The organism is Ruegeria sp. BHSB064 (assembly GCF_059613205.1).
This window is the reverse complement of the sequence record NZ_JBXWSB010000041.1, coordinates 20,282-33,667: the sequence shown is the minus strand read 5'-3', so window position 1 is coordinate 33,667 and position 13,386 is coordinate 20,282. Positions and strand designations below refer to the sequence as shown.

General features: G+C 57.3%; 8 protein-coding genes and 1 tRNA gene. 6 read left to right on the top strand and 3 right to left on the bottom strand.

Annotation, left to right across the window (positions count from 1 at the left end; all coding sequences use genetic code 11):
- The coding region (gene tsaD, locus AC2FNU_RS11870) for a tRNA (adenosine(37)-N6)-threonylcarbamoyltransferase complex transferase subunit TsaD (RefSeq protein WP_496788292.1) at positions 1 to 954 on the bottom strand (954 nt) is incomplete at its 3' end.
- A 99-nt stretch (positions 955 to 1,053) separates the two neighbouring features.
- Between tsaD and AC2FNU_RS11865 the strand changes: the two genes are divergently transcribed.
- Genes AC2FNU_RS11865 through AC2FNU_RS11855 form a run of 3 tightly spaced genes read left to right on the top strand, consistent with a single transcriptional unit; the run spans position 1,054 to position 4,594 of the window.
- Positions 1,054 to 1,767 (top strand): uroporphyrinogen-III synthase, encoded by a 714-nt coding sequence (locus tag AC2FNU_RS11865; protein WP_496788290.1) that lies wholly within the window; start codon positions 1,054 to 1,056, stop codon positions 1,765 to 1,767.
- Between the two features lie 54 nt (positions 1,768 to 1,821).
- The gene (locus tag AC2FNU_RS11860; RefSeq protein WP_496788285.1) at positions 1,822 to 3,090 is read left to right on the top strand and encodes a COG4223 family protein; all 1,269 of its coding nucleotides are present in this window, start codon (positions 1,822 to 1,824) and stop codon (positions 3,088 to 3,090) included.
- Positions 3,091 to 3,100: 10 nt separating this feature from the next.
- A complete protein-coding gene (locus tag AC2FNU_RS11855) occupies positions 3,101 to 4,594 on the top strand; it encodes a heme biosynthesis protein HemY (protein ID WP_496788281.1) in 1,494 nt (497 codons plus the stop codon).
- Positions 4,595 to 4,893: 299 nt separating this feature from the next.
- Here AC2FNU_RS11855 and AC2FNU_RS11850 read toward each other — a convergent pair.
- A tRNA-Leu gene (locus tag AC2FNU_RS11850) sits at positions 4,894 to 4,980 on the bottom strand.
- 201 nt (positions 4,981 to 5,181) lie between these two features.
- Between AC2FNU_RS11850 and AC2FNU_RS11845 the strand changes: the two genes are divergently transcribed.
- A complete protein-coding gene (locus AC2FNU_RS11845; protein WP_496788276.1) occupies positions 5,182 to 6,174 on the top strand; it encodes a complex I NDUFA9 subunit family protein in 993 nt (330 codons plus the stop codon).
- On the opposite strand, the gene AC2FNU_RS11840 is transcribed toward AC2FNU_RS11845, so the two are convergent.
- Complete coding sequence (locus AC2FNU_RS11840) at positions 6,165 to 6,968, bottom strand: undecaprenyl-diphosphate phosphatase (protein WP_496788274.1); 804 nt, start codon at positions 6,966 to 6,968, stop codon at positions 6,165 to 6,167. The two genes, AC2FNU_RS11845 and AC2FNU_RS11840, sit on opposite strands and share 10 nt — an antisense overlap.
- A gap of 230 nt (positions 6,969 to 7,198) precedes the next feature.
- Here AC2FNU_RS11840 and AC2FNU_RS11835 point away from each other — a divergent pair, with 230 nt between their 5' ends.
- Positions 7,199 to 8,632: an NAD(P)-dependent oxidoreductase gene (locus AC2FNU_RS11835; RefSeq protein ID WP_496788269.1), complete on the top strand. Its 1,434-nt coding sequence runs from the start codon at positions 7,199 to 7,201 to the stop codon at positions 8,630 to 8,632.
- 58 nt (positions 8,633 to 8,690) lie between these two features.
- Entirely contained in the window at positions 8,691 to 13,223 is a 4,533-nt protein-coding gene (gene gltB / locus AC2FNU_RS11830) for a glutamate synthase large subunit (protein WP_496788266.1), read from the top strand.
- Positions 13,224 to 13,386 lie beyond the last annotated feature (163 nt).

Sequence of the window (13,386 nt, the reverse complement as noted above, 5' to 3'; positions counted from 1 at the left end):
ATTGTCCGTGCACAATGGCAGTGGCGGGGCCGTAAACCGTGTGCCTTTTTCTGTACAAACAGTCTCTAACGCTGCACGAATGGCAGAATTTGCCGCGACGCCTCCGGCTACGGCAATGACAGGTTCAGAAGGGTTAAGTTCCAGATACTGGTCCATCGCGCGTCGGGTTTTTTCCGCCAACGTGTCCACAATCGCCTGTTGGAACCCGGCACACAGATCGGCGCGGTCCTGACGCGTCAAGCCACCCTTTTCAGCGACGATCTGGTCGCGCATCCGCATCAATGCCGTTTTCAACCCCGAGAAGGACAGATCACAGCCGGGCCGGTCCAGCAGCGGCCGGGGAAAGCGAAAGCGCTTGGGGTCACCAGCTTGGGCCTCGGCCTCGACCGACGGGCCGCCGGGTTGTGGCAGGCCCAGCAGGCGCGCGGTCTTGTCGAAAGCTTCACCCGGCGCGTCATCAATTGTACTGCCAAGGCGCGTGAAGTTTTCGGGTCCGTGGGCGATCAGGTATTGGCAGTGGCCGCCCGAGACCAGAAGCATTAAATAGGGAAAGCTGATCCCATCTGTCAGGCGCGGTGTCAGCGCGTGCCCGGCAAGGTGGTTGACGCCGATCAGGGGCAAGCCGGTTGCGGCACTCAACCCTTTGGCGCACATGACGCCGGACATGACGCCGCCGATCAGGCCAGGGCCCGCTGTGACGGCAATGGCGTCCATATCGCGCAGATTCAGGCCGGCGGACTCCAGCGCTTGCATAACGCAGATGTCCAGCTTTTCCGCATGCGCCCGCGCTGCGATTTCGGGCACAACGCCACCATAGGCACTGTGCAAATCGGTTTGACCATGTACCACCGACGACAGGATTTCAGCATCCGCGCCTTCGGTTTGGCGCACAACGGCGGCAGCCGTGTCGTCACAGCTACTTTCCAAACCCAGCACGGTAAGTGTTTGCACCATCACCCTGATCCGTTGCATCATGTCATCAACGGCGGGGTATCACCCTGCGCGGATGCAAACAATCCTCAAGGGCCAAGGCGCCAGACGTTGTATTTGTTGATGACCCGCCCGCGCGCAGCCTCAAAACGGTTTGTCGCGCAACTGCCAACCCGCGTCAGATCCCGGGTTCAGGTTATCTATTCCCCGATTCTCGAGATTCGACCCTTGACCGTCGCGGTCGATACAGCAGGGGTGCAGGGCCTGATTTTCACCTCGGCCAACGCGGTAAATGCGGCGGCTTCGAGAGATGTGGACCGCACATTGCCTGCCTATTGCGTCGGTCCATCGACGACCGGGACCGCCAAAGGCTATGGCTGGCAGGCTGAGATGGTTGGGGCCACAGCCGAAGAGCTTGTGGGGTACTTGCTGAAGAATCGACCCGAAAGCCCTTTGTTGCATTTGCGGGGTGAGCACACGCGCGGCAATATCGCCGCGCGACTGACCGAATCTGGCCTGACCGTGCGCGAACAGCCGGTTTATCAGCAGCTTCTGTTGCCGCTAACACCCGAGGCGAAAGACGCAGCAGACCGAGATTTGCCGGTCATCGCCCCGCTATTTTCACCGCGCACGGCGCGACATTTTGCCGATATTTGGTCCGGCTCAGCGCCGCTTTGGCTTGCAGCAATCAGTCAGGCAACGGCTGATCCCCTTTATTCCTTGGACTATGCGCACCTGAAGATCGCCAAAGCGCCAACACCCAAAAAAATGCGTAAGGCAGTTAAAAAGCTTGTAAAACATGTGTTGCGGGTTGAGGGAGGCGAGGTCCCCGATTAACTTAACTTGGGCTGTTATTCATCTGAATTTGGATTCGATAAGGGGAATATTGCGGTGGCTGGAAAGAAGAAATCCGACGAAAAGCCGGTGAAAGACCCCAAGGCGGATGACGTTGTTGAATCCGAACTGCAACAGGAAGACACGCCTGTTGACGATAGTGAGACGGTAGCAGAAGACCTTTCCGAAGCCGAAGCCGAAGCCGAAGCCGAAGCCGAAGCCGAAGCCGAAGCCGAAGCCGAAGCCGAAGCCGAAGCCGAAGCCGAAGCCGAAGCCGAAGCCGAAGCCGAAGCCGAAGCGCCTCTGGAAGAGACCGCTTCGGTCGAAGAAAAAACCGTCGAGCGGGTGGTGGAAAAACACGGTGGTTTTGTACCCGCCCTGCTGGGCGGGGCTGTCGCCGCTGTTGTCGGATTTGCTATTGGTAGTAGTGGGTTATTGCCGGGGGGACCTGACAACTCGGACGCACTGGCAGCGCTGGAATCGAAACTGTCTGAACAATCAGACGAAATCGCCAAGCTGTCACAGGCGCTAGAGAATTCCCCGGACATGTCTGGGCTTACCGATCAGGTCAAATCTCTTTCTGACAAGCTGACGCCAGTGGAAGGCGACCTGAGTTCGGTCAAATCTTCGGTTGATACGCTGTCCGGTCAGATTGAACCATTGTCTGAGCGGATTGCTGCGCTAGAGAAAGCACCGATCGAATCCAATACATCACCCGAGGCCACGGCCGCTTTTGAGGCTGAACTGAAAAAGCTTCAGGACTCGCTGGCGGCGCAACGGGCAGAAGTTGAAAAGATGGTCTCGGATGCACAGGCGCTTGAGGCAAAAGCATCTGCCGAAGCGCAGGCCGCAACAAATGCCGCTGTTCTGTCTCGTTTGCATGGGCAGTTGGATGCGGGCCAACCCTATTCCGAACTGGTTGCGGAGTTGAAGGCGGGTGGTGTCGATGTGCCTGACGCATTGTCTGGTCCGGCCGAAAAAGGTGTACAAACCTTGTCGTCGCTGCGTGCTTCTTTCGAACCTGCGGCCCGAACTGCCTTGGCAAACGCGCGTGATGCAGACAAGGGCACGGGCCTGATCGCCTTTTTGCAGCGGCAAACGGGCGCGCGTTCGGTCACGCCACAGGAAGGGGATGGACCGGACGCCGTTCTGTCGCGCGCTCAGGCTGCGCTGGCGGATGGAGACCTGTCCAAAGCGTTGAGCGAACTGAAATCACTTCCCGAAGCGGCGCAGACCGCGATGGCCGATTGGGAGCAGGCGGCCCAGACACGGGTCGCTGCCGTTGATGCGGCGAATACATTGGCTTCTGGCCTGAACTCGAACTGAAGGACCTGCCATGCTGTGGTCACTGTTTAAGATCCTCGTTTTTGTTGCGATTATTGGCCTGCTAGCGCTGGGCGGTCAGTTCCTGATGCAAACCAGTGGTGGGGTACAGATCACTGTCGCGGGTACTGAGTTCACCCTTGGGCCCTTGCAATCCGTGATCGCATTGGCGGTGCTGGTATTTGCGGTCTGGCTGTTCTTCAAGCTGCTCAGCCTGCTGGTTGCCACGCTGAAGTTCCTCAACGGCGATGAAACAGCGCTGTCGCGATATTTCGACCGTAGCCGCGAACAGCGCGGGTATCAGGCGCTGTCGGATGGTCTGATGGCACTGGCGTCCGGGGAAGGGCGTGCGGCAATGACCAAAGCCAACAAGGCCGAGAAGTTGCTGAACAAGCCGGAACTGACCAATCTGTTGGTGGCGCAGGCCGCCGAGATGACGGGCGACACCAAAAAAGCGGCCGAGACCTACAAGAAACTTGTCACCAACAACGCGACCCGTTTTGTCGGTGTGCGTGGGATCATGAAGCAGAAACTGGCCGAAGGTGATGATGAAACGGCGCGCAAGTTGGCTGAAAAGGCTTTGGCAATCAAACCGCGCCATGAAGAAACCCAAGACGTTTTGCTGAGCCTGCAAACCAAAGCCCAGGATTGGGCCGGGGCACGCTCGACCCTGTCTTCCAAATTGAAAGCGGGCTATCTGCCGCGCGACGTGTTCAAGCGCCGCGACGCGGTTCTGGCTTTGTCCGAAGCGAAAGACATTCTGAACGAAGGTGCGAGCCTGGAACAACAGGAACACGCGATCGAGGCCAATCGACTGTCACCTGATCTGGTGCCGGCCGCCGCCATGGCCGCCCGTGCTTACATCGCCAAAGGGAAAAACCGCGCTGCGACCAAGATTCTGAAAAAGGCCTGGGAGGCGCAGCCCCATCCCGATTTGGCCCATGCCTTTGCCGAGATTGCGCCGGATGAAACGCCTGCGCAAAGGCTCAAGCGTTTTACTGCGCTGACCCGCATTCACCCCGAGAATATGGAAACCCGTTTGATTTTGGCCGAGTTGAACATCGTAGCCGAAGATTTTCCGGAAGCCCGCCGTGCGCTGGGGGATGTGGTTGAAAAACAAGGGGATGCGCGTGCCTTCACTCTGATGGCCGCCATCGAGCGGGGCGAAGGTGCTGCGGATGCTGTTGTGCAGGGCTGGCTGGCAAAGGCGCTGAACGCACCGCGTGGTCCGCAATGGGTCTGTGACAATTGTCATGACATCCAACCCGAATGGGGGCCGGTTTGCCAGAATTGCGGCAGCTTCGATACGCTCAGCTGGCAAACGCCGCAGACGCCCGAGATCGCAAGCGCGACTGGCGTTCACATGTTGCCTCTGATCGTGGGTGCACTTGAAGACAAAACGGACGATCCGGAAGAGGCAGAGCCGCTGGACGAGACTGAAACGGTTGAAGCGACAGCGGAGCCCGTCGAAGTTGCAGAAGAGGCCGAAGTTCAGAAACAGGCCTGAGCCCGACACAGGCCAATTTGGTTGTTACAAATGTATCAGTGTGCTTTTACGCCTCCGGTCGCTGATCGGAGGCCTTTTTCTGCGTCGAAAGCCATGGCACGGCCTGAACTACCAAATTGCGAACACTTTGATCTGTTTGATTTACGGAGTTCTTGCGATGCGCTTCCAGGCAAGAAGTGTCGTTTTGCTTTGCACCCGGCGCTGGCATCTGAACGAAACATACACCCCTAAAAGAGCTGGGCTTTAACAAGCACGCTCTATTGCAACCGCGTTTATTTTCAGTGTGTTAGGAAGGAATTTGGTGCCCAGGAGAGGACTCGAACCTCCACGTCCATACGGACACTAGCACCTGAAGCTAGCGCGTCTACCAATTCCGCCACCTGGGCAGGTGTCGTGAGGGGGCGTTTAAGCCCAGCGGCGGAGGGCGTCAACCAGATTCGCAGAGATTTTTGAAAGTTTTTTGAAATTGGTCCGGGGCCGCTGTTTTGCCTCGGCGTATTTCACTGCTCACGCGGCGAATTAGCGCCTTGTTAGGAAGGCTTGCGGGCGTTAGGTCTAGGGCGCAATTTCTCAGCAGGAGCCCTCTCATGTCGAAACTGGTGACGATTTATGGCGGATCGGGATTTGTCGGTCGCTACATCGCGCGGCGCATGGCGAGTGAGGGGTGGCGTGTGCGTGTAGCCGTGCGGCGTCCGAACGAGGCGATGTTCGTGAAGCCCTATGGTGTTGTCGGCCAGGTTGAGCCGGTGTTGTGCAACATCCGCGATGACGCATCCGTTGCGCAGGCGATGCACAGTGCGGATGCGGTGGTGAACTGCGTCGGTGTTCTGAACGAACTGGGCAAAAACGATTTTGGTGCTGTGCAAGCAGAAGGTGCTGAGCGTATTGCGCGATTGGCGGCTGAGCAGGGGATTGAACGGATGGTTCATATCTCGGCCATTGGCGCGGATGCCAACGCCGCCAGCGAATATTCTCAGACCAAGGCGCAGGGTGAAGCGGGCGTGTTGAAGCACATGCCAAACGCGGTGATCCTGCGGCCATCCGTGATCTTTGGCACTGAGGATCAATTCTTCAACCGCTTTGCCGGAATGACGCGCATGGGGCCGTTCCTGCCGTTGGTTGGGGCCGAAACCAAATTCCAGCCGGTCTATGTGGATGACGTGGCCAAGGCTGCGGTTAAAGGCGTTCTGGGACAGGCCGAATCTGGCGTGTATGAGCTGGGTGGCCCCGAGGTCAAAACCTTCCGCGCTTTGATGCAGCAGATGCTGGAAGTGATCCACCGTCGTCGCGTTATCATCGGAATGCCGTTCTTTGCCGCGCGGATCATGGCCGGTGTTCTGGATATCGTGAAGTTTGTCAGTTTCCAGTTGTTCCCGAACAACATTCTGACCCGCGATCAGCTCAAGAACCTGCGGAACGACAACGTGGTGGCCGACGGTGCCCGGTCCTTTGCCGATCTTGGAGTCACGCCGACCACGCTTGAGTCCGTGCTGCCGGAATACCTGTGGAAGTTCCGCCCATCAGGTCAGTATGACGACATCCAGAACTCGGCAAAAAACCTGCGTACTGATCAGCTGTAGGCCATGAACAGCAGGATCGCGCCAAGAATGACGCGGTAGATGACATAGGGTGTGAAGCTGACACTGCGCAGCAACCGCATCATCAGGCTGAGCGCCAAAAGGGCTGAGATAAACGCAAACACCGCGGCAATGGCGCCGTCGCGCGCCAGCTGTGCGTCGGCGTCCCCTATCACATCCAATGCCAGCAAGGTGCCAGAGGCAAGGATCGTCGGGATCGACATCAACATGGCAATCCGCGCGCCATCCTCGCGGGTATAGCCTAACTGGCGCGCCCCAGTGATGGTGATTCCAGACCGTGACGTGCCGGGGATCAGGGCAAGAACCTGCCACAATCCCATTTTGAACGCGTCGCGTGTGCCCCAATCGGCGGCTTCTTTGGTTTGTGGCGCTTTCTGGTCCATCCAATACAGCAACAGACCGAAACCCAACATGGTCCAACCAATTACAGTGATCGAGCGCATGGCGTCACTCAACCCCGTCAAATGCAGGATAAAGCCTGCGATCACCGTCGGGATTGTTGCAATGATCAGGCCCAGGGCTAAGCGCGCTTGTGTTGTATCTGTACGGCCAATCAGGGCATGCGGCAGGCCGGACATGGCGTGTTTGACGTCCGTCCAGAAATACAGAACAACCGCCCCCAAAGTTCCCACATGCACCGCAACGTCTATGGTTTGACCCTGATCCTGCAGGCCCGTCAGGTTTGGCAAAAGGATCAGGTGACCCGATGAAGATATCGGCAAAAACTCAGTGATTCCCTGAATAATTGCTACGAGAATCAGGTGAAAAAGACTCATCTGCCCTGCCGAGTTACGGTCACGTATTGCTTTCCTTGTATGGGTATAAGGGTGGTGCAAGAAAAGAAAGCACGCAAATAGGGCCGAATCGGAACTAAAATTCGAATTATTTTTTCGAAATTGACGCGATGTTGACCTCTTTTCTCAATTTAGGTCAGTAGAATTGACTTTTAATCCTTAAACCCATCTCGTAAAGAAACCGGACCAAGCCAATTCATGGAGTCTGACCCGTGGCCAAGCAACCGATGCTGAAATTTGTGCAGATCGACCGGGACATGCCGGAAAAACGCGCCGCTGATGTGCGCAAGGAAGACTTCGACGAGATCTATGCGGAATATGCTGCTGCCAAGGCGGAAGAGCAAGCCAGCCGATGCAGCCAATGTGGCGTGCCTTATTGCCAGTCGCATTGCCCGCTGCACAATAACATTCCCGATTGGCTGCACCTGACCGCCACAGGTCGTCTGGAAGAAGCTTATGAGACGAGCCAGGCGACCAATACCTTCCCTGAAATCTGCGGACGCATTTGCCCGCAAGACCGGCTGTGCGAAGGCAATTGTGTGATCGAACAATCGGGACATGGCACCGTGACCATCGGCACAATCGAGAAGTACATCACCGACACCGCTTGGGACAAAGGCTGGGTGAAGCCTGTTGCGCCAACCGCAGAGCGCAGCGAAAGCGTGGGTATCATCGGTGGAGGCCCCGGTGGCTTGGCTGCTGCGGACATGCTTCGCCGCGCCGGTATTCAAGTGACGGTATATGATCGCTATGATCGTGCAGGCGGCCTTTTGATGTATGGTATCCCGGGTTTCAAGCTTGAAAAGGACGTTGTGCAACGGCGCAACGAACTGCTGGCTGAAGGCGGTGTGACATTTGAATTGAACTGTGGCGTCGACGCCGAAAAATTTGCCGAGATCCATGCCAAGCATGACGCGGTAATCATTGCAACGGGTGTTTATAAGTCCCGTGACTTGTCCATGCCGGGAAGCGGTCTGGGTGGAATAGAAAAAGCCATCGACTTTCTGACAGCCTCGAACCGCAAGAGCTTTGGCGACGCTGTTGAAGATTTCGACAATGGTCGCTTGAACGCCGAAGGAAAAAAGGTGGTTGTGATCGGTGGCGGTGACACGGCGATGGACTGTGTTCGCACCTCGGTCCGTCAGGGCGCGACCTCGGTCAAATGTCTGTACCGCCGCGACCGGGCCAATATGCCGGGCTCGCAACGTGAAACACAAAATGCCGAAGAAGAAGGCGTCGTCTTTGAATGGCTCAGCGCGCCCAAAGGGTTCACCGGTGACGACAAGGTCACGGGCGTGATGGTGCAGAAGATGCGTTTGGGGCAACCCGATGCTTCGGGCCGCCAGGCCCCGGAAGTCATCGAAGGTGCGGACTATGTGGAAGAGGCCGATCTGGTCATCAAGGCGCTGGGTTTTGAGCCCGAAGACCTGCCCACTCTGTTCGGTCAGCCAGACCTACCAGTGACCCGTTGGGGCACGATCAAGGCCGCATTCCAGACAGGTGAGACCGAAATGGATGGTGTCTATGCCATCGGCGACATCGTGCGCGGTGCGTCGCTGGTCGTCTGGGCGATCCGCGACGGCCGCGACTGTGCCGACGCGATCATCGATCGTTTCAACGCCAAAGCGGCCATCGCGGCCGAATAAGCTCAAGGATTATTAGGGTTCGACGCCAAGACGTCCCCTTGAAAGAAGGAAACAGCCAATGACCAAATATGATGCCGATTGGGTCCGAGCCGAGGAAGCCAAGCGTGAATGGATGGCGGAAAATGGTCTCTATTCCAAGGAAGAAGAGCATTCATCGTGCGGTGTGGGCCTAGTTGTATCTGTTGATGGCAAGCCGTCACGCAAGGTGGTGGATGCGGGGATTGATGCGCTGAAGGCGATCTGGCACCGTGGTGCTGTGGACGCTGATGGCAAAACCGGCGACGGCGCAGGTATTCACGTTCAGATCCCTGTTCCCTTCTTCTATGACCAAATTCGTCGTACCGGGCACGAACCCAAACTGGACGAGCTTATCGCAGTGGGTCAGGTTTTCCTTCCGCGCACGGATTTTGGTGCACAGGAACAGTGTCGGACCATCGTGGAAACCGAAGTTCTGCGCATGGGCTACTACATCTATGGCTGGCGCCATGTGCCGGTCGATGTGACCTGCCTGGGTGAAAAAGCCAATGCGACCCGCCCCGAGATCGAACAGATTCTGATCTCGAACTCCAAAGGTGTGGACGAAGAGACATTTGAGCGTGAGCTTTACGTGATCCGCCGCCGCATCGAAAAGGCCGCGGCAGCTGCGGGTATTTCGGGGCTTTATCTGGCGTCACTGTCCTGCCGTTCGATCATCTACAAGGGCATGATGCTGGCCGAACAGGTCGCTGTGTTCTATCCCGACCTGATGGACGAGCGCTTTGAGTCCGCTTTCGCGATCTACCACCAGCGTTATTCCACCAACACCTTCCCGCAGTGGTGGCTGGCCCAGCCTTTCCGGATGTTGGCCCATAACGGCGAGATCAACACGCTGAAAGGCAACATCAACTGGATGAAGAGCCATGAGATCCGCATGGCCAGCGGTACTTTTGGGGACTACGCTGAAGACATCAAGCCGATCATCGCTGGCGGGTCATCGGATTCGGCCGCATTAGACTCGGTTTTTGAGGTGTTGGTGCGTGCAGGCCGGTCTGCGCCCATGGCGAAAACCATGCTGGTGCCGGAAAGCTGGTCCAAACAGGCGGTAGAGCTGCCTCAGGCGTGGCGTGACATGTATTCCTATTGCAATTCGGTGATGGAGCCGTGGGACGGACCCGCCGCACTGGCGATGACCGATGGTCGTTGGGTCTGTGCCGGGTTGGACCGGAACGGTCTGCGCCCGATGCGCTATGTGGTCACTGGTGACGGGCTTGTCATTGCAGGATCCGAGGCGGGCATGGTTCCGATCGACGAGGCAAGCGTCACCGAAAAAGGCGCGCTTGGCCCCGGTCAGATGCTGGCCGTGGACATGAAAAAAGGTAAGTTGTACCGCGACACGCAGATCAAGAACAAACTGGCGCGTGCGTTGCCATTTGGTGAGTGGGTCGGAAAGATCAACGATCTGGACGACACGCTGGCCGGTGTCAGCGAAGCCCCGATTTTTTCTGGCGAAGAGCTGCGTAAGCGTCAGATCGCTGCGGGGTATTCGGTTGAAGAGCTGGAGCAGATCCTTGCCCCGATGGCCGAGGATGGCAAAGAAGCACTTGCTTCAATGGGGGACGATACGCCCTCGGCTGTTTTGTCGAAACAGTACCGCCCACTCAGTCATTTCTTCCGTCAAAACTTTAGCCAGGTGACCAACCCGCCAATCGACAGTTTGCGCGAATACCGGGTGATGTCGCTGAAAACGCGCTTTGCCAACCTCAAGAACGTGCTGGATGAGGACAGCAGCCAGACCGAAATCATCGTTCTGGAAAGCCCCTTTGTCGGAAACGCCCAATGGGACAAGCTGGTCGAGAATTTTGATGCGCCTTTGGTTGAAATCGACTGTAGCTTTGAACCTGGCCGCGGTGCGCTGAGCGCGGCTTTGGCCCGTGTTAGAGCCGAATCAGAAGAGGCCGTGCGCTCCGGTGCAGGACATATCGCGTTGTCTGACATGAACACGGGCGAGGGCCGAATTGCGATGCCGATGATCTTGGCAACTAGCGCAATTCACTCACACCTGACCCGGCAAGGGTTGCGGACGTTCTGCTCTTTGAATGTACGTTCCGCTGAATGTATAGATCCGCATTATTTCGCAGTTCTGATCGGGTGTGGTGCGACCGTAGTGAACGCTTATCTGGCCGAAGACTCACTGGCCGACCGGATTGATCGCGGTCTGTTGGACGGCACCCTGACCGAGAATGTCGCCCGTTACCGCGAAGCCATCGATCAGGGCCTGCTGAAGATTATGGCCAAGATGGGCATTTCGGTGATTTCGTCCTATCGCGGCGGGCTGAACTTTGAAGCCGTGGGCCTCAGCCGTGCCATGGTCGCCGAGTATTTCCCAGGCATGACCAGCCGGATTTCGGGGATTGGTGTAACGGGCATTCAGGCCAAGCTTGAAGAAATTCATGCCAAAGCTTGGGACAGCGGTCTGGACGTGCTGCCCATCGGTGGTTTCTACAAAGCGCGGAAATCGGGTGAGACCCACGCGTGGGAAGCGACCTCGATGCATATGATGCAAATGGCCTGTAACCGCGCCTCATATGAGCTGTGGAAGCAGTATTCGGCCAAGATGCAATCGAACCCGCCGATTCACTTGCGCGACCTCATGGACTTTAAGCCCATGAGCAAACCAATCCCGATTGAAGAGGTTGAGTCGATCACGTCGATCCGTAAGCGGTTCGTCACGCCGGGCATGTCGCTGGGTGCGCTCAGCCCCGAGGCGCACAAGACGCTGAATGTGGCGATGAACCGGATTGGTGCGAAGTCTGATTCAGGCGAGGGTGGCGAAGATCCGGCGCATTTTGTGCCCGAGCCCAATGGCGACAACCCATCCGCCAAGATCAAACAGGTGGCTTCGGGCCGGTTTGGTGTCACCGCTGAATACCTGAACCAGTGCGAAGAACTGGAGATCAAGGTGGCCCAAGGTGCCAAACCCGGTGAGGGCGGTCAGTTGCCGGGCATGAAGGTCACCGACCTGATCGCGCGTTTGCGTCATTCGACCAAGGGCGTGACGCTGATCTCACCGCCGCCGCACCACGACATTTACTCGATCGAGGATCTGGCGCAGCTGATCTATGACCTCAAGCAGATCAACCCGCGCTGCAAAGTGACAGTCAAGCTGGTGGCGTCTTCGGGCGTTGGCACGATTGCTGCCGGTGTGGCCAAGGCAAAAGCCGATATTATCCTTATTTCGGGTCACAATGGCGGCACTGGCGCGTCGCCAGCGACCTCGATCAAATACGCGGGCCTGCCGTGGGAGATGGGCCTGACCGAGGCGCATCAGGTTCTGGCAATGAACAACCTGCGTGATCGTGTGACTCTGCGCACCGATGGTGGTCTGCGGACCGGACGTGACGTTGTCATGGCTGCGATGATGGGGGCCGAAGAATACGGGATCGGCACCGCTGCGCTGATTGCGATGGGCTGCATCATGGTACGTCAGTGCCAATCGAACACCTGTCCGGTTGGTGTGTGTACGCAAGACGAAAGCCTGCGCGCCAAGTTCACCGGAAACGCGGACAAGGTGGTGAACCTGATCACCTTCTACGCGCAAGAAGTGCGCGAGCTTCTGGCCAGCCTTGGTGCCCGCTCGATGGATGAGATCATCGGCCGTGCCGATCTGCTGGCTCAGGTCAGCCGTGGCTCGGCGCATCTGGATGATCTGGACCTGAACCCGTTGCTGATCACTGTCGATGGTGCACACAACATCGTTTACAACCGCGACAAGGATCGGAATGCGGTACCGGATACTCTGGACGCCGAAATCGTGCGCGACGCAGCGCGATTCCTTAAGGACGGTGAAAAAATGCAACTGTCTTACGCGATCCAGAACACGCATCGGACGGTGGGTACCCGTGTATCCAGCCATATCGTTCAGAACTTTGGTATGCGGAACACGTTCCAGGACGACCACCTGCACGTGAAACTGCAAGGGTCGGCCGGCCAGTCACTGGGTGCGTTTGCGGCGCCGGGCCTGAAGCTGGAAGTCTCGGGCGATGCCAACGACTATGTCGGCAAGGGTCTTTCGGGGGGCATGATCGTTGTACGCCCGCCGCAAGTCAGCCCGCTGAAAGCAGACGAGAATACCATCATTGGCAATACCGTTTTGTACGGCGCAACCGATGGCCATCTGTTTGCTGCCGGTCGTGCGGGTGAACGGTTCGCTGTGCGCAACTCGGGCGCAAAGGTGGTGATCGAGGGCTGCGGCTCGAATGGCTGTGAATACATGACAGGTGGTGTTGCGGTGATCCTTGGCGACATCGGTGCCAACTTTGGCGCGGGCATGACAGGCGGTATGGCCTATCTGTATGATCCCGAGGGCAAAGCCGAAGCGCTGATGAACATGGAAACCCTTGTCACCTGCCCGGTTTCTGTTGCGCATTGGGAAGAGCAACTGAAAGCGCTGATCACGCGCCATGCAGAAGAGACCTATAGCCGGAAAGCCGCAGACATCTTGCAGCATTGGGACGTTGAAAAAGGCAATTTCCTTCAAGTGTGCCCCAAAGAGATGCTGAACAAGCTGAGCCATCCGCTGAGCATCGAAGCCACTGCAGTTCCGGCAGAATAAAGCCTGCTGCAAAGCTTTGTCGGCTGAAAAGCACTAAAAAACGGGCCCCGCGTGTCATTTGCACCACGCGGGGCCTGGTTTGTTTACACTGTTTTTTCGGGATTCTTGCCTGTGCACCGGATTTTCGCCAATCTTCCTCGGAATTCGAGCGAAAACCATGGGC

What these genes read in the sequence shown, in the direction of transcription:
- AC2FNU_RS11840 (WP_496788274.1), bottom strand. Translation starts at nt 6,968, where the DNA reads ATGAGTCTTTTTCACCTGATTCTCGTAGCAATTATTCAGGGAATCACT.
- AC2FNU_RS11855 (WP_496788281.1), top strand. Translation starts at nt 3,101, where the DNA reads ATGCTGTGGTCACTGTTTAAGATCCTCGTTTTTGTTGCGATTATTGGC.
- AC2FNU_RS11865 (WP_496788290.1), top strand. Translation starts at nt 1,054, where the DNA reads ATGACCCGCCCGCGCGCAGCCTCAAAACGGTTTGTCGCGCAACTGCCA.
- gltB (WP_496788266.1), top strand. Translation starts at nt 8,691, where the DNA reads ATGACCAAATATGATGCCGATTGGGTCCGAGCCGAGGAAGCCAAGCGT.
- AC2FNU_RS11845 (WP_496788276.1), top strand. Translation starts at nt 5,182, where the DNA reads ATGTCGAAACTGGTGACGATTTATGGCGGATCGGGATTTGTCGGTCGC.